Source organism: Herbaspirillum sp. NPDC101396 (genome assembly GCF_044767365.1).
Taxonomy (GTDB): domain Bacteria; phylum Pseudomonadota; class Gammaproteobacteria; order Burkholderiales; family Burkholderiaceae_D; genus Herbaspirillum.
Genome location: NZ_JBIWNT010000001.1, coordinates 259,310 through 279,458, shown reverse-complemented (window position 1 = coordinate 279,458; position 20,149 = coordinate 259,310). Strand labels below are relative to the sequence as shown.

17 protein-coding genes are annotated in these 20,149 nt (G+C 61.7%); 4 read left to right on the top strand and 13 right to left on the bottom strand.

What is annotated here, in order from left to right; genetic code table 11:
• Nucleotides 1-215: 215 nt before the first annotated feature.
• A complete protein-coding gene (locus tag ACIROY_RS01240; protein ID WP_402271921.1) occupies nucleotides 216-1,214 on the bottom strand; it encodes an MBL fold metallo-hydrolase in 999 nt (332 codons plus the stop codon).
• A 51-nt stretch (nucleotides 1,215-1,265) separates the two neighbouring features.
• A complete protein-coding gene (locus ACIROY_RS01235; protein WP_402339040.1) occupies nucleotides 1,266-1,907 on the bottom strand; it encodes an HD domain-containing protein in 642 nt (213 codons plus the stop codon).
• Between the two features lie 304 nt (nucleotides 1,908-2,211).
• Here ACIROY_RS01235 and ACIROY_RS01230 point away from each other — a divergent pair, with 304 nt between their 5' ends.
• Nucleotides 2,212-3,213, top strand: a complete 1,002-nt coding sequence (locus tag ACIROY_RS01230) for a GlxA family transcriptional regulator (protein WP_402340117.1) — start codon at nucleotides 2,212-2,214, stop codon at nucleotides 3,211-3,213.
• Between the two features lie 153 nt (nucleotides 3,214-3,366).
• Here the strand turns inward: ACIROY_RS01230 and guaA are convergent, their stop codons facing one another.
• From guaA to ACIROY_RS01210, 4 genes are all read right to left on the bottom strand, one after another.
• Nucleotides 3,367-4,947, bottom strand: a complete 1,581-nt coding sequence (guaA, locus tag ACIROY_RS01225) for a glutamine-hydrolyzing GMP synthase (protein ID WP_402271925.1) — start codon at nucleotides 4,945-4,947, stop codon at nucleotides 3,367-3,369.
• A 106-nt stretch (nucleotides 4,948-5,053) separates the two neighbouring features.
• Complete coding sequence (gene guaB, locus ACIROY_RS01220; protein WP_016835451.1) at nucleotides 5,054-6,514, bottom strand: IMP dehydrogenase; 1,461 nt, start codon at nucleotides 6,512-6,514, stop codon at nucleotides 5,054-5,056.
• A gap of 119 nt (nucleotides 6,515-6,633) precedes the next feature.
• Entirely contained in the window at nucleotides 6,634-6,924 is a 291-nt protein-coding gene (locus ACIROY_RS01215) for an RnfH family protein (RefSeq protein WP_402271927.1), read from the bottom strand.
• The gene (locus tag ACIROY_RS01210) at nucleotides 6,917-7,348 is read right to left on the bottom strand and encodes a type II toxin-antitoxin system RatA family toxin (RefSeq protein ID WP_116432539.1); all 432 of its coding nucleotides are present in this window, start codon (nucleotides 7,346-7,348) and stop codon (nucleotides 6,917-6,919) included. Before ACIROY_RS01210 ends, ACIROY_RS01215 begins: the two co-directional genes overlap by 8 nt.
• Before the next feature lie 68 nt (nucleotides 7,349-7,416).
• On the opposite strand from ACIROY_RS01210, the gene smpB reads away from it, so the two are divergent.
• On the top strand, nucleotides 7,417-7,866 hold the full coding sequence (gene smpB, locus ACIROY_RS01205) for an SsrA-binding protein SmpB (RefSeq protein ID WP_016835449.1): 450 nt from the start codon (nucleotides 7,417-7,419) through the stop codon (nucleotides 7,864-7,866).
• 42 nt (nucleotides 7,867-7,908) lie between these two features.
• Here the strand turns inward: smpB and ACIROY_RS01200 are convergent, their stop codons facing one another.
• Nucleotides 7,909-9,495, bottom strand: coding sequence for a tetratricopeptide repeat protein (locus tag ACIROY_RS01200; RefSeq protein ID WP_402271930.1), 1,587 nt, complete (start codon nucleotides 9,493-9,495; stop codon nucleotides 7,909-7,911).
• Nucleotides 9,496-9,895: 400 nt separating this feature from the next.
• On the opposite strand from ACIROY_RS01200, the gene ACIROY_RS01195 reads away from it, so the two are divergent.
• A complete protein-coding gene (locus ACIROY_RS01195; protein WP_402339038.1) occupies nucleotides 9,896-10,585 on the top strand; it encodes a response regulator transcription factor in 690 nt (229 codons plus the stop codon).
• 2 nt (nucleotides 10,586-10,587) lie between these two features.
• Nucleotides 10,588-12,021 carry an ATP-binding protein gene (locus tag ACIROY_RS01190; protein ID WP_402339035.1) on the top strand — a complete coding sequence of 478 codons (1,434 nt, stop codon included), beginning with the start codon at nucleotides 10,588-10,590 and terminating at the stop codon, nucleotides 12,019-12,021.
• 58 nt (nucleotides 12,022-12,079) lie between these two features.
• On the opposite strand, the gene ACIROY_RS01185 is transcribed toward ACIROY_RS01190, so the two are convergent.
• From ACIROY_RS01185 to ACIROY_RS01160, 6 genes are read right to left on the bottom strand one after another with little or no spacing between them, the layout of a single operon-like run.
• Nucleotides 12,080-12,898 (bottom strand): ABC transporter permease, encoded by an 819-nt coding sequence (locus tag ACIROY_RS01185; RefSeq protein WP_402339033.1) that lies wholly within the window; start codon nucleotides 12,896-12,898, stop codon nucleotides 12,080-12,082.
• Nucleotides 12,888-13,784 (bottom strand): ABC transporter permease, encoded by an 897-nt coding sequence (locus tag ACIROY_RS01180; RefSeq protein ID WP_402339031.1) that lies wholly within the window; start codon nucleotides 13,782-13,784, stop codon nucleotides 12,888-12,890. Before ACIROY_RS01180 ends, ACIROY_RS01185 begins: the two co-directional genes overlap by 11 nt.
• Before the next feature lie 2 nt (nucleotides 13,785-13,786).
• On the bottom strand, nucleotides 13,787-14,887 hold the full coding sequence (locus tag ACIROY_RS01175; RefSeq protein ID WP_402339029.1) for an ABC transporter ATP-binding protein: 1,101 nt from the start codon (nucleotides 14,885-14,887) through the stop codon (nucleotides 13,787-13,789).
• On the bottom strand, nucleotides 14,884-16,011 hold the full coding sequence (locus ACIROY_RS01170) for an ABC transporter substrate-binding protein (protein ID WP_402339027.1): 1,128 nt from the start codon (nucleotides 16,009-16,011) through the stop codon (nucleotides 14,884-14,886). Before ACIROY_RS01170 ends, ACIROY_RS01175 begins: the two co-directional genes overlap by 4 nt.
• A 34-nt stretch (nucleotides 16,012-16,045) precedes the next feature.
• Nucleotides 16,046-18,034 carry a hydantoinase B/oxoprolinase family protein gene (locus ACIROY_RS01165; RefSeq protein ID WP_402339025.1) on the bottom strand — a complete coding sequence of 663 codons (1,989 nt, stop codon included), beginning with the start codon at nucleotides 18,032-18,034 and terminating at the stop codon, nucleotides 16,046-16,048.
• On the bottom strand, nucleotides 18,031-20,130 hold the full coding sequence (locus tag ACIROY_RS01160; RefSeq protein WP_402339023.1) for a hydantoinase/oxoprolinase family protein: 2,100 nt from the start codon (nucleotides 20,128-20,130) through the stop codon (nucleotides 18,031-18,033). The genes ACIROY_RS01165 and ACIROY_RS01160 overlap by 4 nt, the downstream gene beginning before the upstream one ends.
• Nucleotides 20,131-20,149: the final 19 nt, after the last annotated feature.

The window sequence follows — 20,149 nt, the reverse complement described above, 5'->3', positions numbered from 1 at the left end:
GCCGAGGACGCATCTGCGAGGGAAATAAGTCCGCGGGGGCTTCCCCGGCTCAGGCCGGCTATCGAGCCCAAGCTTCGCAGCATAAGACAGCTGCAGTATCAGGTACCTTATTCTGTACGCTCTTTTCAGCTGACCAAATGAAACAAGGGCGCCATCTTTACCGTTTCAAGTCAGCAGGCATTGTTACGGCGCTCTCCCGGCTCGTCTTCAATTTTTCATCGCAGGCCGGCGTAGACCATCCTGGTAAATTGATCGCCGTTGAATACGAAATTTCCCCATTTCGCGTCGAAGGCAGCGGTCGGCTTGGCGGCAATTATTTCATCGAGCGATTTTCCTTGTTGTTTCAACGCCGCTACGTTGTTGCGTACCGTGACCAGCATGTCGCTGAACTCGATCAGCTGTTTGCGAGTGCCTACTGCGCCGTGGCCAGGAATAACGATGGTGTGGTCCGTCGTGCGTGCGACGGCCTGGTTGGCCCACTTGATCGCTCCATCGATGCTGCCGCCGTCTTCATTGTCGATATAGGGATAGTTGCCGTTCCAGAAAGTGTCTCCCAACGCTAGTACATCTGCGTTCTTGAAATAGACCCACAGATCGCCATCGGTGTGGCCGTCGCCGAAATTTTCAACTTCAACTTGGCTTCCAGCGAAGGTAAATGTTTTCTTCTTGTCGACCAGCAGTGTTGGACGCGCCGATGTCGGCACCGGATCGAAGGTCCAGTTCCAGGCATTCACGTGTGTGGTTTCGGTCAAATGCTTCGAGGTATTTTTGTGAGCAATTATGGTGGCGCCAGCCGCATGCATCCATGCATTGCCATCCGTATGGTCCCAATGCCAGTGCGTGTTGACCACAAACTTTACTGGCGCGGGACTGAGGTTATTGAGGGCAGCCTGTAGTTTTTCCTGCGATTTGCTAATACCCGCGTCAACCAGGAACTTGCCGTCTTTTCCCGAGAGGACGGTGATATTGCCGCCGGAACCCTGTATTACGCTGATGTTTCCTCGCAAGGATTCCACGACCAGATCCGAATCGGCGCGCTTCAGATATCTGGCGCCTGCGCCGGTGTGAAAATAGTCATCCGGCGTCGTTTGAGCGAGCTCGCTCTCGGGAGCAGCAAAGACCATCGTGGAGGCCAGCAGCATTGCCGATGCAATCGAAATTGACCGTAAGTGAGATTTTTTGGCGCCTTTGCCAAATTTGATGAATGTATTCATTTTGCTTTCCTTTAATGAGAGAAGAAGAACCGTGGCAATGTGCACGCCGTTCTAACCCCGCCAACTGGCGAGGATGATGCTGCACAGGTCCGCCCGCTGAAACTCAGGATCATTGAATGCGAGAAAATCGTCATTGAACGTGCCGAAGGTGCTACCGGGCCGATGCTTCAGACCTTGATAAAAAGTTTCGATGACTTGATGCCCGAAATCGTGACCGCGGGGGCAGGCGGTAATCACTGCACCGCGCTCTTCATCCGAGAAGTCTGCCTGGTGACGGCCCGTCATATCCATTCCGGCGCCAGCCTGCACCAGGCAGATTTCGGGGTGCATATGTTCGGGAATGCCAGGCGTCGTATGCAGCGCGATCGCAAGCCAGACTTTCTCGATGTCGCTTTCGGCAATTCCATGGCCTTGCAGAAATTCGCGCGCCGCGTTCGCGCCATCGACCTCGAAACGGAGCTGGCTCCCGTGGTAATGGGGCGTGATGCCGATGTCGTGGAACATGGCGGCGGCGTAAAGTAGTTCCGGATCGAATTTCAAATCCTTGCGCTGCCCCAGCAAGGCGCCCCAAAAATAAACGCGCCTGGAATGCTGGAACAGCAGATCGGTTTCGGTGTCGCGAACGTGTTGGGTTATTTCCCGGGCGATTCGACTGTCCGGTATCTTCACGCCGGAAATCTCGGCATTGTTCATCCTGTCCCCTTAGCCAGCCAAAAGCTGCAGATCTCACCGTCCTCCGGCACCAACACGCGTTGGAGATTCAGGTTTTTTTCGTTGAAAGTGACGACGGCGTTTGCGTTAGCGGCCAGCAGCACAGTGCAGGCGACGGCCGGCAAGATGTGCAAGCGGCTTGAGGTGTGCATAGGTATCCTTTTTTGTATTGATCGGCGTGCAGGCCGGGATGCTGGCTGAGTTTGCTTCCCCACCACAGCCATTGTCGATCCATCCCGCGGTCAGGACTAGCGGCCTGAAAGCCAATGTTCGATATAATTGGGCCATGCGAAAAAAAGCTTTTTTATCCGATCGCTTGAAAATTGCCATCATTGCTTTCGACGGCATCATTCCATTTCACTTATCGGTGCCATGCCTGGTTTTTGGCGGCAATGCGCGCGACCCTGTGGTGTCGGCGTTTGAAGTGGTGGTTTGTACAACTGACAAGACGCCGCTACGCACCACGGCCGGCTTTATGATCGACGCGCCGTTCGACCTTGCCGCTCTGGACTCGGCCGACCTGGTGATCATGCCTTCCTGGCATGACGACTGTCGCGAGGCGCCGCCTGCTTTGCTGGAAGCGCTTCAGCGGGCGCATCGCCGAGGCGCCAGAGTCGTGGGTTTGTGCGTTGGGGCGTTTCCGCTGGCCCAGGCTGGTCTTCTGGACGGCAAAACCGCCACGACCCACTGGGAGTGTGTCGACACAATGGCCAAACGATATCCCAAGGTAAAAGTGGATCCGGATGTGCTGTATGTCGACGAAGGCGATGTCCTTACCTCGGCAGGCGTCGCCGCAGGCATCGATTGCTGCTTGCATCTGTTACGCCAGATTTCTGGTCCAGATGCCGCAAATCGTCGCGCCAAAAGACTACTGGTCGCTCCGCATCGGCAGGGAGGGCAAGCGCAGTTTATCGAACGTCCCTTGCCGGTGACGAGCAGCGACGGCCGCCTTTCCCAGGTTCTCGAATGGGTGACGGCACATATGGAGCAAGTCCACACCATTGAATCGCTCGCGAAGCGCGCAGCGATGAGCCGGCGCAACTTCACACGCCATTTTCGCGATGCGACCGGCACGTCGTTTAAGCAATGGATATTGAGCCAGCGGTTGGTACATGCCCAGCATCTGCTTGAAAGCAGCGCGGCATCGATTGAAGTCGTTGCCCAGCAGGCTGGGTTTGGGACCGGGCTGTCCATGCGGCAGCACTTCCAGTCATCCTTTCGCCTTTCACCCTCGGCCTACCGCAAGCAATTCCGCTCGAATTCCAAGCCGCGTGTCGCGCCGGACTAGTCATCAAATGTTCTGCATGCTCACGGTGTAGCCCGGTGATCTTCGAGTCACCTCGACGAAGGCAACATGCCATGAAAAATGCCATTGATGATGTGGTCACGACCATCAATGGCATTCATTTAGCACAGTAGAATCAACGCGTCAGGAAGCCGATCACTCCCACTCAATCGTCGCAGGCGGCTTGCCCGAGATGTCGTAGACCACGCGGTTGATGCCGCGCACTTCGTTGATGATGCGATTGGACACATGGCCCAGCAACTCGTGCGGCAGATGCGCCCAGTGTGCAGTCATGAAGTCCTGAGTCTGCACGGCGCGCAGCGCCACCACGTATTCGTAGGTGCGGCCGTCGCCCATCACGCCCACCGATTTCACCGGCAGGAACACGGCGAAGGCCTGGCTGGTCTTTTCGTACCAGCTCTGGCCGTCGGCATCCTTGGTGTTGCGCAGTTCTTCGATGAAGATCGCATCGGCGCGGCGCAGCAGGTCGGCGAATTCCTTCTTCACTTCGCCGAGGATGCGCACGCCCAGGCCCGGTCCTGGGAATGGATGACGATATACCATCTCGTGCGGCAGGCCGAGGGCCACGCCCAGTTCACGGACTTCGTCCTTGAACAGTTCGCGCAGCGGCTCCAGCAGCTTCAGGTTCAGCGTCTCCGGCAGGCCGCCGACGTTGTGGTGGCTCTTGATGGTGTGCGCGCCCTTCTTGCCCTTGCCGGCGCTTTCAATGACGTCCGGATAGATCGTACCTTGCGCCAGCCATTTGGCGTTCTTCAGCTTGCCGGATTCGGCCTGGAACACTTCGACGAATTCGCGGCCGATGATCTTGCGCTTGGCTTCCGGATCGGTCACGCCGGCCAGGTGGCCCATGAACTGATCCGTCGCGTCGACGTGGATGACTTTGACGCCCAGGTTCTTGCCGAACATCTCCATGACCATCTTGCCTTCGTCGAGGCGCAGCAGGCCGTGGTCGACGAACACACAGGTCAGCTGGTCGCCGATGGCGCGGTGGATCAGCGCAGCGGCAACGCTGCTGTCGACGCCGCCGGACAGGCCCAGGATGACTTCGTCGGTACCGACTTGCTGGCGGATCGATGCGACCGCTTCAGCGATGTAGTCGGGCATGTTCCAGTCCGATTTGCAGCCGCAGATGTCATGCACGAAACGGCCCAGCAAAGCCTTGCCTTGCAGCGTGTGCGTGACTTCCGGATGGAATTGCACGGCATAGAAGCGGCGGTCTTCGTCGGCCATGCCGGCCACCGGACAGTTGCCGGTCGAGGCCATCAGCTTGAAGCCGTGCGGCATTTCGTTGACCTTGTCGCCGTGGCTCATCCAGACCTTCAGCATGCCGTGGCCGTCGGCCGTGGTGAAGTCGGCGATGTCTTTCAACAGCGCGGTGTGGCCATGCGCGCGCACTTCGGCGTAACCGAATTCGCGCAGCGTGCCGTTTTCCACCTTGCCGCCGAGCTGCTCGGCCATGGTTTGCATGCCGTAGCAGATGCCAAGCACCGGCACACCCAACTCAAACACCGCGAACGGCGCGCGCGGCGTATCGCCTTCGGTCACGCTGTTCGGGCCGCCCGACAGGATCACGCCGGAGGCGCCGTAGTTCCGGACGAATTCGTCGCTCACGTCGTGGGGAAAAACTTCGGAAAACACGCCGGCTTCGCGCACGCGGCGAGCGATCAGCTGAGTGACCTGGGAACCGAAATCGATGATCAGAATTTTTGAGTGCATGGCTGTGATGGTAGGCAAGTTTGAAATTATTTCAGCGGCAAAAATAAGTCAAAAGGCCGCGGCCAAAACTAAGTGGCGCGGCCTTTTGTCACTATCGTCACCTTGCTTAGTCGGCGCGGTAGTTAGGAGCTTCCTTGGTGATCTGCACATCGTGGACATGCGACTCGCGCATACCCGCCGAGGTGATCTCGACGAACTCGGCTTTTTCGCGGAATTCATCGATGGTGGCGCAACCGCAATAACCCATCGAGGAACGCACGCCGCCGACCAGTTGATACAGAATCGCCAGCACGCTGCCCTTGTAGGCGACGCGGCCTTCGATACCTTCCGGCACCAGTTTTTCCGCGTTGTTTTCGCCGTCCTGGAAATAGCGGTCAGCCGAACCGTCGGTCATGGCGCCGACGCTGCCCATGCCGCGATACGACTTGTAGCTGCGGCCCTGGAACAGGATCACTTCGCCCGGCGCTTCTTCCGTGCCGGCGAACATGCTGCCCATCATGACCGTGGAGGCGCCTGCCGCCAATGCCTTGGAAACATCACCCGAGAAGCGGATGCCGCCGTCGGCGATGACCGGCACGCCTGTGCCTTCGAGTGCCTTCGCGACGTTGGCGATGGCCGAGATTTGCGGCACGCCGACGCCCGCAACGATACGGGTGGTGCAGATCGAGCCTGGGCCGATGCCGACCTTGACCGCATCCGCGCCGTGTTCGACCAGCGCCTTGGCTGCTGCGCCGGTAGCGATGTTGCCGCCGATCACATCAACGTGCGGGTAACGGGTCTTGACCCATTTGACACGGTTCAGCACGCCCGCGGAGTGGCCGTGGGCGGTATCGACCACCAGCACGTCAACGCCTGCGGCAACCAGCAATTCAATGCGTTCGTCATTGTCAGGACCGACGCCGACGGCTGCACCGACGCGCAGCTTGCCTTGGTCGTCCTTGCTGGCGAACGGGTGAGCTGTGGATTTCTGAATGTCTTTGACGGTAATCAGGCCGCGCAGCTCGAAGTTGTCGTTGATCACCATCACGCGCTCGAGGCGGTGCTTGTTCATCAGGCGCTTGGCTTCTTCCAGGCCGGCGCCGTCCTTGACGTAGACCAGCTTGTCGCGCGGCGTCATCTTGGCGCGCACTTCGGCGTCGAGGTCTTCTTCAAAACGCAGGTCGCGGTTGGTGATCACACCGACCAGGGCGCTGCCCTCGACAACCGGGAAACCGCTGATGCCGTGCAATTCCGACAGCGCGATGACTTCGCGGATCTTCATGGTGGGCGGGATCGTGATCGGATCGCGCACCACGCCGGATTCAAAACGCTTGACCTTGGAAACTTCGCGCGCCTGCTCCTTTGGCGTGAGGTTCTTGTGGACAATACCGATGCCGCCCTCTTGCGCGATGGCGATCGCCAGGCGCGCTTCAGTCACGGTGTCCATTGCCGCGGAGATAAGCGGAATGTTCAGGCGAATGTTGCGTGTCAGACGCGTGGCAAGGGAAGTATCTTTGGGGAGGATGTCCGAATAAGCCGGGACGAGGAGCACGTCATCGAATGTGAGTGCTTTTTGGAGAAGACGCATAGCATTTCCTATAGGCGCAAAAGCGAATTATACAGAAAACTTTTGCACGCGTCTCGCCGACCTTGATTTTTCCGTGAAATGTGCAGCTTATTTGCTGCATGCCTTGCCGCAACGATGTCTCAGCCCTTCTTCGCCACCCGGCGGCGGCGTGAATCCATGGGGTCGGCGATCAGCGGACGGTAGATCTCAATCCGGTCCTGGTCGCGCAGCACCGTCTCAAGCGTTTTGAGCTTGCCGTAGATGCCCACGCGGCAAACCGTCAGGTCGATTGCTGTACACTCGCGCATTACCCCGCTTTGCATGATGGCCTGCTGCACGGTGGCGCCGGCGTCGACACGCACCGGCTTGCGGACCTGCAAGTCCGGCGCGGCATAGCAGATCTCGACTTGCAATTGCGCCGTTTCAGCCATATATCTGTTCTGCACGCTTGCAGAAAGAATCGACGAAACTGTTGGCGATCATGCTGAACACCGGCCCGATCACCGATTCCAGGATGCGGCTCGAGAATTCGTACTGCATGTCGAATTCGATCTTGCAGGCATCCTCGCGCAGCGCCTTGAAGTTCCAGCGCGCTTCGAAATGCTTGAACGGACCTTCCACCAGATGCATGGTCATGCTGCTCGGCGGCGTGTTGGTGTTTTCAGTGGTGAAGGATTGCTTGAGGCCGTGATAGTTGATCTTGAGCTTGGCCTTGAGCTTGTCGCCCTGGCGTTCTTCAACGTCAACGCCGCCGCACCACGGCAGGAATTCAGGATAGTCTTCGACACGGTCGACCAGCTTGAACATCTGCTCGGCGCTGTAATTGATCAGGACTGTTTTATGTACGACTGCCATGAAAGGTGGTCCGTTTGATAAAATCGCAAAGTTGAAATTTTAACCGAGACCACGGATTTTCCGACCAGATGAGTATTGTTGATAATAAAAAAGCATTTTTCGATTACTTCGTCGAGGAGCGCTTCGAAGCCGGAATCGTCCTGGAAGGCTGGGAAGTCAAGGCTATCCGCGCCGGCAAGGCGCAGATCAAGGAAGCCTACGTGACGATCCGCAACGGCGAGATCTTTTTGTTCGGCGCGCACATCAGCGCCCTGACCAGCACCTCCACGCACGTCCATCCTGAAACCACCCGCACCCGCAAGCTGCTGCTCAATGCATCCGAAATTGACAAGCTGATCGGCAAGGTGGAACGCTCCGGTTATACGTTGATGCCCCTGAACCTGCATTTCAGTAAAGGCCGCATCAAATGCGAAATCGGCCTGGCCAAGGGCAAGAAGCAGCACGACAAGCGCGAGACCGAGAAGCAACGCGACAGCCAGCGTGAAATCCAGGCTGCCATGAAAACCCACCGCCGTTAAAAAAACCCTGCAGCCGCGCAAGGATCCCTGCGCGGCGATTCCTTACCTGTCCGCCGCCAGCCGCAGACACTCCGTCACCTCTTCCACCACGCCCGACCAGTCGCCGCGATGTTGCTGGCGGAATACTTTCACCGTCGGATACCAGCGCGAGCTGCCGGTCTGCCAGCCCCAGCGCCATTCGCTTTCATAACGCAGCAGCAGCCAGGACGGCTTGCCCAGCGCACCCGCCAGATGGATCACCGCCGTATCCGCGCTGATCACCAGATCCAGATTATCGATCAGCGCCGCCGTCTCGGCCATGTCCGTCATGGCCGCCTCCAGCCGGTGCATGCGCCCCCACTGCGCCAGCTCAGCGAGATCGCCGGCGGGAATCTGCTGCTGCAAACTCACCAGTTCCACGTCGATCTCCGTCAACGGGCGCAGATGACTCAAGGGGATATCGCGCGTGTAATTGAGTTCGCCGTGCTGCCGTCCGGCCCAGGCCAGGCCGACGCGCAGCCGCGGCGATGCCGACCCGAGCACGGCCGACCACTGCTGTTTGAGTTCGACGTCGGCATGCAGATATGGCACCGCTGCCGGAATCGTCGCCAGCGTCCAGCTCAGCGCCAGCGGCAAGCTCATCAACGGGCAATGGAAATCGTGCGGCGTCAGCGCCTTGTCGTTGCTGACCAGCGTGACATTGGGCAAGGAGGTCAGTGAGGCCAGCAGCCGGCGCAAGGTCTCCGGCACGCACACCGTCACCTGCGCCGCCATGTCCGCGACCAAGGGGATGTAGCGCGCGAACTGGATCGTGTCGCCCAGTCCCTGCTCGGCCCACAACAGGATGCTGCGCCCCGCCAGCGATTGCTCACCCAGCCAGGCCGGCTCATGCGGGAACAGGCCCTGGTCGCGCAGCTGCGACGTCCGCCAGCGCGCTTCGTGATGCTGCCAGCCGCCGGCGAAGTCGCCCTGCAACAGCAGGCAATGACTCTGCGCCATCTCCGCTTCGGGGAAATTCGGCTGCAAGGTGAGCGCCTGCTCGTAGCACCACAGCGCCTGGTTGATGCAATTCATTTTTTGCAGCACGTTGCCGCGATTGAAAATCGCCGCGGCGTCGACCGCCGATTGCGCCAGGATGCGGTCGTAACACAGCACAGCTTCTTCGTGGCGGTTCAGATGCAACAGCACATTGCCGCACTGATTCAGCGCCTGCTGGTGCGTGGGCGCGTACTCCAATGCCCGGTCCAGGCTGGCCAGCGCTTCATCGAACCGTCCAAGCCGCTCCAATAGGGCCGCCTGCTCGCACAGCAGAGCGGCCTCCTGCGGCCGCTCCTCCAGCATGATCTGGCAGAGATCCAGCGCCAGGATCATGGCGCGATGGCGCGATTGCGACGCCTCCTCCAGAGTCGGAAAGCGCTGCAGGCAATCATCATAGGCTGCAATCGCTTCGCCATAACGCTCCTGCGCCATCAACAGATCGGCGCGGCGCATCAGCGCCGGCACGAAAGCAGGATCGAGCGTGATGGCCTGTCCGATCAGGTTGAGCGCATCATCCGGCCGCCCCTCGAGGTCGGCGGTGATGCTCTGCGTCAACAAGGTCATCAGTTCCTGCAGGTGGCCCGGGTCTTGCAAAAGCTTTTCATGCAACATGGTTCAAGTCCGTCTCATCGATGTCGCGCACATTATCTCTCCAGGCGACGCGGCCTGTTCTTTACCGTCATTTGCACCCGGCAACAAAAAGCGTGAAGGTGTTGGCGGCATGTATCAACAAGGCCGCAGTATCGGCCATAGCCCCACGCAAAGGCCTACGTCCCCGTGTAAAACCGGGTAAATTTCAGCTCCACCGTGTTCCTGCAAGGCGCCGACCGGCCATGCATTTTCAAAAGGGCAATTTCTCCCGCTCATCCAGTATTTACGTCCGGCAAATGCAGGGTAAAAGATTGTAAAGATGCCGACACCAATCGTTACCGCAGTACCGTGCGGCGGTCTTTTGCGCATATGATTGCGCAATCCGAAGCACCGCAAATCAAAGAAAGTGAAACAAGCGACGATGTCCAAAGTATTGCTGATAGACGACGACATTGAACTCGTTGACATGCTCAAGGAATACCTCGAGCAGGAAAAATTCGAAGTACGCGTCGCCTACGACGGCGAAAGCGGCGTCCTCGAAGCCCTCTCCGGCCAGTACGCCATTGTCGTCCTCGACGTCATGATGCCACGCCTGAACGGCCTGGAAACTCTGCGCCGCATCCGCGCCAAAAGCAATCTGCCGGTGCTCATGCTGACCGCCAAGGGTGACGACACCGACCGCATCATCGGCCTCGAACTGGGCGCCGACGATTACGTTCCCAAGCCGTGCACGCCGCGCGAACTGACGGCGCGCGTGCGCGCCATTTTGCGCCGCACCGTGATCGACAACCCCGATCACAGCCCCTACTCGCCGCTGGCCGTGGGCGCGCTGTCGATGTGGCCCGAGCAACGCCGCGCCACCTGGTCCGGCCGTCCCCTGGAACTGACCAGCAGCGAATTCAACCTGCTTGAAGTGCTGGCCCGCAATGCCGGCAAACCGGTCAGCAAGCAGCATCTTTCGGAACAAGGCCTGGGCCGTCCGCTGGCGCGCTTCGATCGCAACATCGACGTCCACCTGAGCAGCATCCGCCAGAAAATTGCCACGCTCGGTAGCGACAAATCCTGCATCCAGACTGTTTACCGCCTGGGATATCAGTTCATCAAGGAATAGCGGTGGGACGGCTGTTCTGGAAGTTCTTCTTCTTCATCATGGTGGCGCAGCTGACGGCGACGATCGGCGTCGGCATCATGTTTTCTCTGGAGAACCGCGAGCGCGACCGACGCACCAGCGACCTCGACCAGAGCCCTCCGGCGGCCTTCATGATCCGTTCCGCCGCCGCCACGCTGCAATACGGCGGCACCGAAGCATTGCGCAAACTGGTGCTCAACGCCGAACGCCATCACGTCTACGCCGTCGATGAACAACAACGCGAACTGCTCGGCCGCGAAGTTCATCCGCGCCTGATCGAAGAAGCGCGCACCCTGCTCGGCACCGAAAATCACGAAACGCGTCGCCGCGTGGTCGAGGAAGTCAAAGCCGCTGACGGCCACACCTACCTGCTGTTCCTGCCCTCGCCCGTCAATCCGGAATTCGGCGGACCGCTGCCGCACGAAGAACGCGGACCGCGCCGCATGCAACCGCCGCCGCCGTTCTTTTTCCCGATGATGCCGATGCTGGTGGCGACCGTTGCCAGCCTGTTTTTCGCGATGCTGCTGGCCTGGTATTTTTCGCAACCGATCCGTCTGCTCAAATCAGCCTTCGCGCGCGCCTCGTCCGGCAACCTGAACGACCGCCTGGCGCCGCAGATGGGCAAGCGCAACGACGAACTGTCCGACCTCGGCCGCGACTTTGACGGCATGACCGACAAGCTGCGCGCCTTGATGGACAGCCAGCGCCGCTTGCTGCATGACGTTTCGCACGAACTGCGTTCGCCGATTGCGCGCTTGCAGGCTTCCATCGGACTGGCGCGCCTGCAGCCGGAAAAAACCGCCGCCACGCTGGAACGCATCGAGCGTGAAGGCGTGCGCATGGACAAGCTGGTGGGTGAACTGCTGACCTTGTCGCGACTGGAAGCAGGCGTCACCGGCGCCATGGAAGACCACATCCGCATGGAAGACCTGTTGACGGAAATCATTGACGACGCCCGCTTCGAGGCGGAAGCGGTCGACCGCCACATCGAAGGCGTAGTCCGCTGCGACGTCGTGATCAAGGGCGGCGCCGAGCTGCTCTACCGCGCGATCGAAAACGTCGTTCGCAACGCCATCAAGCAAACCGCCGTCGACACCACGGTCGCCATCAATACCCAGGTCGACAAGGACAGGCAGTCACTGCTGGTGTCGGTCATCGACCATGGCCCCGGTGTGCCGGAAGAAGAATTGCAGCTGATCTTCGAGCCCTTCTTCCGCAGCAGCCGCACGCAGAAAAACAGCAACGGCTACGGCCTCGGCCTGACCATCGCGCGCCGCATCATCGAGGCGCACGGCGGCCGCATCTGCGCCTTCAACCGCGTCGACGGCGGACTGTGCGTGGATATCATCCTTCCCTATGACGCCATCGAGAGCGGAGACGCCACACAACTGCAACCGGGCTGTGGCGGATCGGCATGAAAAAAGCGCCTGAAGGATTTCCTCAGGCGCTTTTTTTTGACGGCATCTTACCTGCTTGTCACATCGCCTTGGTCAGCCCGATGGTCCGTTCGATCAGCACCAGCGCCAGCACCGCCAGCACGATGAAGATCGCCGATACCGCATTGACCACCGGATCAAAAGTCTGGTCGATGTAGGTGAAGATGCGCACCGGCATCGTGACGGTGCCCGGTGCCGTCAGGAACAGGCTGACCGACACTTCGCCGAACGAAGTCACTGCCGCAAACACCGCGCCGGCCACGATGCCCGGCTTGATCAGCGGCAAGGTCACATGTCGGAAGGTGTAGGCCGGCGTCGCACCAAGACTCATTGACGCCGTCTCCAGCCGGCGGTCCATGCTGGCCAGGCTCACGCTCACTGTGCGCACGGCGTACGGCAGCGCCACCAGGATGTGGCCGATCGCCAGTCCCGTCAGCGAACCCGACAAGCCCATCCCGGTCAGCACGTACAGCAAGGCGATGCCCAGCACCACCTGCGGAATGATCAGCGGCGACAGCACGAACGCCTGCAGCACGTCGCGTCCGCGGAACTGCAGCCGCGCCAGCGCATAAGCCGCCGTGGTGCCGAGCAAGGTCGTCAGCGGCGTCACCACCAGCAACAGCCAGGCGCTCACCTGCAAGGCCTTGAGCCAGGCGCGATTGTCGAAGAAGGCCTGGAACCAGCGCAGCGACACCGAGTCCGGTGGAAACTGCGGATACGCACCGGGACTGAAAGCCGACAGGAAAATCACCAGCACCGGCAGGATCAGGAACAGGTACACCAGCCCGCCCGCCGCCCTGCCGAGCCAACGCCATCCGATGGAAGAAGCCGGCGCCGTGAAATCGCGATCAGTGGCCATAGACGCGCCGCTCCCAACGTTTTTGAACGTAGCTCATCAGCCCTGCAATCGCCGCCGTCACCACCAACAGCGTGAGCGACAACGCCGCCGCCAGCGGCAGGTTGGCGATCTGCAAGGCTTGCTGGTAAATCCCGATCGGCAGCAGCGGCTGCAAACGTCCGCCGATCAGCAAGGGCGTCACGTAGCTGCCGGCCGCCAGCGCGAACACGATGATGGCGCCGCTCATCATGCCGGGAATCGTCAGCGGCAACACCACGTGCAGGAAGGTGTGACGCGCGCCCGCGCCCAGGCTTTGCGATGCGCGCGGCAAGGCGGCGGGAATCTCGCCCAGCGACGTCGCCAGCGGCAACACCGCGAACGGCAGCATCACCTGCACGTAGGCAACGATGACCGCCTTCATGTTCCACAGCAACGCCAGCGGTGCGTCGATCAGACCGAGACGACGCAGCACATCGTTGATCAGACCGTTTTGCGCCAACAGCACGATCCACGCAAACGTGCGGATGACCACGCTGGTCAGCAACGGTGAGATCAGGATCACGTACAGCACGGTGCGCCAGGCGCGGCTGCGGGTGCTCACCAGTAGCCATGCCGCAGGATACGCCAGCAGCACGCACAGCACCGCCGTCAGCGCCGCCACCCAAAGCGTGGTGCCGAGGGCACGGATATATCCGGCCGAAGTGAAGGCCTCGATGTAGTGAGAAAAACTGTAGGTCGGCAGCACCATGAGCATGCCGTCGACATCGTGCAGGCTGAGTACTATCAGCAAGATGCCCGGCACGACGAGGAAGGCGGCGAGAAACAACATGCCCGGCGCCAGCAGAAGCCACGAGAATAGAGAATTGCCAGAAGTGGAAACGCGGCGCATGGGTAGGCTGATATTCATGTTCAGGCGCCCTTGCTCTCAGCGGGCAGCACCGCCAGATCGTCGGCATTCCAGGCAAGTTGTACGGGCGCGCCGGCTTGCGGGACTGCCGCGAAGTCGGCTTCGGGCGCTTCCACCACCAGCTCGCCGCCGCCCGGCAGCGTAACGGTCACGTGAAGTGCGGCGCCGGTATAGCTGGCGTCACGCACCACGCCCGCAACGCTGTTGGCTGCATCGGCTTGTTGCGCATCGTTCGACGATGCCGACAAACGAATCCGCTCCGGACGCAGCAGGAACAAGGCACCGCCGCCGCCGGCATGCGAACTCGCCAGTTGCAGCGGCACACCCGGGCGCGAGAAATGTACGGTCGCCTCAAACGTGCCAACGCCATTGGCGCGCGCCTGAATCAGATTCGCATGCCCGACAAATTCACCGACGAAGCGATTGACCGGACGCCGGTACAACTCCAGCGGCGTACCGACCTGTTGCAGGCGCCCCGCACCGAGGATGCCGATGCGGTCCGACAAACCCAGCGCCTCTTCCTGATCGTGCGTCACCATGACCGTGGTCACACCGACGTTGCCGAGCAGGCGGCGCAATTCGGTCTGCATTTCCTTGCGCAGCTTGGCGTCCAGATTCGACAGCGGCTCGTCCAGCAACAACACCTGCGGCCGGATCGCCAGCGCGCGCGCAATCGCCACGCGTTGTTGCTGACCGCCCGACAACTGGTGCGGCATGCGCTGCGCCAACTCAGACAAACGCACCAGCTCCAGCATCTCGGCGACACGGGCGCGGACGTCTTCGCCCTTGGCCTTGCGCACGTGCAGGCCGTAGGCAACATTGTCGAACACGTTCAGGTGCGGGAACAAGGCGTAGCTCTGGAACACCATGCCGATGTCGCGCCGATGCGGCGGCAGGCTGGTGACGTCACGCCCGCCCACCACCACCGTGCCCGCGCTCGGCGCCAGGAAACCGGCGATGATGTTGAGCAGGGTCGTCTTGCCGCAGCCGCTCGGCCCCAGCAGGGAAAAGAATTCTCCCTGCGCGATGGACAGATCGACGCCAGCGAGCGCCTGCAGATCACCGAAGCGATGTGCTACGCCGTGGATGTCGATCGCACTCATTTACCGTTGCCCAGCGCTTGCGACCAGCGGTTGGTCCAGTCCGTGACTTTCGGCGTGGCGGTTTCGTAGTCGATCCAGATCAGTTTCTTGTACGCTTCTTCGCCGACCTGCACCTTGGTCTTGAGTTCGTCGTTGTACTGCACGTCCTGATTCGTCATGCCGTACAGCGAGCCATCGGAAAACGCTTTCTGAACCTTGTCGCTGGAGAGGAAATCCAGCAGCTTGTAGGCATTGGCCATATTCGGCGCACCCTTGGCGATCACCCAGTTGGCGGCGCCCACGACCGGACCGTCGGTCGGATACGCGAAGCCGACCTTCAGGCCGCTCTTCTGCAAGGCGAACACGCGGCCGTCCCAGTACGGCACCACCCACGCGTCACCGCGCTCAAGCAAGGTCTGAATGGCGCCCGGGCTGTCCGGGAACGCCACCGCATTGCCCTTGAGTTCAGCCAGCTTGGCGAAAGTGCGTTCGACGTCGGCGTCGTTCTTGAGCTCGCCGCCCAGCGCATGCGTCAGGCCGGCGAAGAACTGCAGCCCGGCCGCATAGCTCGGCGACGAGATGGCGACATGGCCCTTGTACTCAGGGTTCCACAAATCGAGCCAGCTCTTGGGCGGCGTCTTCACGAGGTCGGTGCGATAGGCCAAGCCGAGTTGGCCGAGGCTGAAGGCAGCGGCATAGGTCTTGCCGTCCTTGGTGAATTTTTCCTGCACGGTCGGATACAGCTTGGCCAGGTTCGGGATGTTCTTCGCGTCCAGCGGTTCCAGCAATCCTGCCGCGGCGGCGCGCTGCACCGAGTCCGGCTGGAACACGACGATGTCGTAGGCCGGATTGTTGCCGTTGGCGGCGCGCAGTTTGGCCAGCCACTCGGCATCGGCGCCGGGCACGATTTCGACGTTCAGCTTGTTGTCCTTGGCGTATTGCTCAAGGCCGGCGGCGCGGATGTTCTTTTCCCAGTCGCCGCCGTAGACGCCGATGACGACTTTGTCGGTGGCGGCAGGTGCGGCTGCAGCTGCAGGCGCCTCAGGCTTCTTGTCGCCGCAGGCGGCCAGGATGGCTGCTGCGGCCAGCGTCACGGCAAGGGTCGGGAGGATGCGGATGGCGCGGATGCTACGTATCGATTTCATTTTTTTCTCCAGTATGCTTTTCATCGGAATGCGATCAGGTTGCTGCAGGTATGACATTGGCAAATCGGGCGGCGGCCGCGGCAATCGCCTGGTCGCTCGCCGCCGTCTGCGGAAATCCTTCGGGCAGATCAGCGAGCGCCGCCGCGAAGGCCTGCCGGCGATGTCGGGAGCGCGCAGCGGCGGGCATGGCGAACAAGGCGGTGCTCAGGCGATCCAGCAAGGCTTCGGGGAAGACGCGATCCCAGGCTTCACGCTCGGGACCGAAGCGGCTGACGACCTGACTGCCGGCACGCAAAGCTGAAGTCGCGACCGCATCGACACTCAGCGTCCCGTTCGCCGATGTCAGCGCCACGCCGTAATCGTCATGCGCTGCATCGGTCGACAGCAGGCCGCGCAACACGTCGGTCAGCACTGCGGCAGGATCGCGTTGGAACGGGTCGCCCCAACCGCCGCCACCCGGTGTCTGGATCGAGATTTCATCGCCCGCGGCCACCGGCAGCAGATCGATCTTGCCGAGCTCATGCGGCGCTTCGCCGGCGCGCTGCAAGATCAGTCTGGCAGGCGCGCCCGGACCGCCGCCGTGTGCGCCCCAGGGACGAAAGCGCAAGCGTTCCATCCCGCGCGCAAGCACGAAGCTGTCGTCCTGCAAAATGCGGAAACGGATTTCCTGGCCATTGCCGCCGCGCCATTGACCGGCGCCGGCGGAATCGCGGCGCAGGCCGTAGTGGACGATCTCCACGCCGGTCTCGGCTTCCACCGTCTCGACCGGATTGTTGGAGAGATTGGAAATGCTGCTGTCGCGACCATCCGCGCCGTCGTAGCCGCGCCGGCCGCCGGTGCCGCCCACCATCGGCTCGACCACCTGCACGTTCTGGCCGAAACCGTGGCGCGCCGGCTCTGCCACCACCACCGGAATGATGGTGCCGCCGCTGGCAGCCGGCATGGTGTCGGGCAAGGCCTGGCCGAGCACGCCGTTGAGCGCGTCGTTGACGCGCACGGCGGCGGCATGGCGTACACCCACCGCAGCACCCGGCAGCGGATTGACCACGCTGCCCTTGGGCGCGATGACCGACACCGGCGCCAGCAGGCCGGCATTGATCGGCACGCCCTTGTCGAGCGTTGCCACCAGCGCCAGGATGCGCAGCGTCAGCCAGGCATGCGGCAAGCCGTGGCTGGGAATGTTGATGGCCGCAGCCACCTGCGGATCGCTGCCGGTGAAATCGAGCAGGATGGCGCCATCGCCGACCGTGACCGCCAGCGCGATGCGTACCGGCAAACCGGAGCCGGCTTCGTCGTCAAGATAATCGGTGAAACGATAAGTGCCGGCCGGCACCTTCCTCAGCACCGCACGCGCACGCAATGCCGCGTATTCGACCAGATCCAGCTGGGCATCCAGCAAGGCTTGCGCGCCGTGCTGCAGCAAGGTCTGCGCCATGCGTTCGCGGCCGGTGGCGAGCGCGCCCAGCATGGCCTTGAGGTCGCCCATGTTGGCGTCAGGCGTACGGCTGTTGGCGCGGAACAGCAAGGCCACGTCTTCGTTCAACTGCCCTGCCCGCATGATCTTCACCGGGGGAATCTGCAAGCCTTCCTGAAAGATTTCATGATTAGTCGGCGAGATGCTGCTCGGCACTTTGCCGCCGACGTCGGACGCATGCAAGAAGCCCCAGCCGTAGGCGACAATCTTGCCGTCGTGGAAATAGGGTTCGATCACCTGCAAGTCCGGCAAGTGCGTCGCCAGGCCACCCGACCGATACGGATCGTTGGTCAGAATCACGTCGCCCGGCGCCAGCTCGCCGACGGCGGCGATGGCGACCGAACAGTCGAGACCGACAAAACCGGAGACGCCGAGCGCGCGCGGATAGGCGAAGAACTTCCCGTCCAGATCCGCCAGCGCGCAGCAGAAATCGGCGGTTTCCTTGACGTACAAGGTGCGGCCGGTGCGCTGCAGCGTGAGGCACATTTCTTCGGCGATCGAGGTCAGTTTGTTGCCGAGGATTTCAAGGCTGATCGGATCGAGTTTCATGATTGGCCTCCTTGGTCTACGGCATTGAGATGCAGGTTGCCGAGCGCATCGGTGCGTCCTCGCCATCCGGGCAATATCAGGACGGTGGTGTCTTGCTGTTCAATCACCGCGGGCCCGTCGAGCACATCGCCAGCACCCAGCGCGTCGCGCTTGTAGATCTGCGCCTCATGCCAGCCGCCGCGCAGGAATACCTTGCGCCGGCTGTACGCAACTGCCGTGCCGGTCCCGGCAAAGCGCGGGGCGCCGGCGGCCGTTACCAGATGGCCGACGATGGCCAGGCGAATGGTGGAGATGTCGACCGGCGCGTGCTCGTCGCGGAAACCGTACAAGCGCTCATGCTCGCGATGGAAGGCTTCGATCAGATAATCCGCCTGCAGCGGCGACGGCAAGGGATGCGGCAAGGCGACGTTGAGTTCATACGCCTGCCCGGCGTAACGCATGTCCAGTGCGGGACGCAGCGACGGCTGGTCGGTGCCGCCCACGCCCTGCTGCTGCAACCATGCGTGCGCGCTGGTTTCTAGTTCATTCCAGATAGCGGCGACATCGCCGGCCGCACGATCGTCGAGGGTCACACGCAGGCTGCGTACAAAATCGCGGCGCAGGTCGGCGGTTGCCGCACCCAGTGCACAGAATGTACCGGGCTTGAGCGGAATCACGACATGCGCAAGGCCCGCTTCTTCGGCCAGCCAGTTGGCGTGTGTCGGACCGGCGCCGCCGAACGGCACCAACGCAAACTCTGCCGGATCGAGGCCGCGTTGCGCCAGGCTCTTGCGCAATTCGGAAGCCATCTGCGCGGTGGCGATGGCGAGTGCGCCGGAAGCGGCGCGTACCGCTGCGTCGGGCGCAGTGTCGCCCAGCGCGGCGGCGACCAGGTTCAATGCGGCTTGTGCGCGCTCAGGGTAGAGCTTCATGGCGCCGCCGACGAAGGCGTCTGCATCAAGCACGCCGGTGGCGAGATAGCAATCGGTGACGGTGGCGCTGCTGCCGCCGCGTCCATAGGCCGCAGGACCGGGATCGGCGCCGGCGCTTTCCGGGCCGACTTTCAGCACGCCGTGTTCATCGACGCGGATCTTGGAGCCACCGCCGGCACCGATGGCGGACACGCCGACCACCGGCAACACCAGCGGCAGGCCGCCGATTTCAGTGCGCGTGACCATCTCTGCCTGACCGTGCTGCGAGACCGCGATGTCGCTGCTGGTGCCGCCCATGTCGAAGGTGACGATGCGCGGCGTGTCCGACTCGACCGCCAGCCGTGCAGCCGCGACCACGCCTGACGCGGGACCGGACAGGACGGTGTCGATGGGACGCCCGAGCGCAGCGTTGAGCGACAGCGAGCCGCCATTGGACGCCGTGACCAGGATCGGTGCAGTGACGCCCAGTTCGGCCGCCAGCTGCGCGAGGCGCTCGAAGTAACGGCGCATCAGCGGTTGTATGTAGGCGTTCAGCGAGGCGACGACGGTGCGTTCATATTCGCGGATTTCTGGCCAGCTCTGTGCAGCGGACAAGACAGCTATTTGCGTCGTCGTTGGCAGCGCCTGCTGAAGGGCGGCGGCCAGTTCGGCTTCGCGTTCCGGTTGCAGGTAGCCGTTGATCAGCATGACCACCACGGCGTCAACGTCGAGCGCTGCCATTTGCTGTGCCGTCGATGCAATCTGTTCGGCATCGGGCCAGCGTGTCACCTCGCCGTCGCGATTGAAACGCGCGCCGATCTCCAGCACGCGTTCGCGCGGCAGGAACGGCTCCTCGCGGGTTGCGTGGAAATCGAATGAGGACGGCATGCGTGCGCGGCCGATCTCCAGCACGTCGCGAAAACCCTCCGTGACGACCAGGCCGACACGCGCGCCGCGACGCTGGATGATGGCGTTGAGACCGATGGTGGTGCCGTGCAGCAGCACGCCGATATCGGACGGCGCCAAACCGTTTTGTGCGATCAGCGCAGCCAGGCCGTTTTGGACCGCGAGGGCCGGATCGGCGGGAGTGCTGGGTTCTTTGTGGTAGGCGAGTTGCCGGCGTTGGGTGTCGTATAGGACGAAGTCGGTGAAGGTGCCTCCGACGTCGATACCTATGCGTGCGCCGGCCGAAGAGACGGAATTCACTACGGATGCTCCAGGAAAA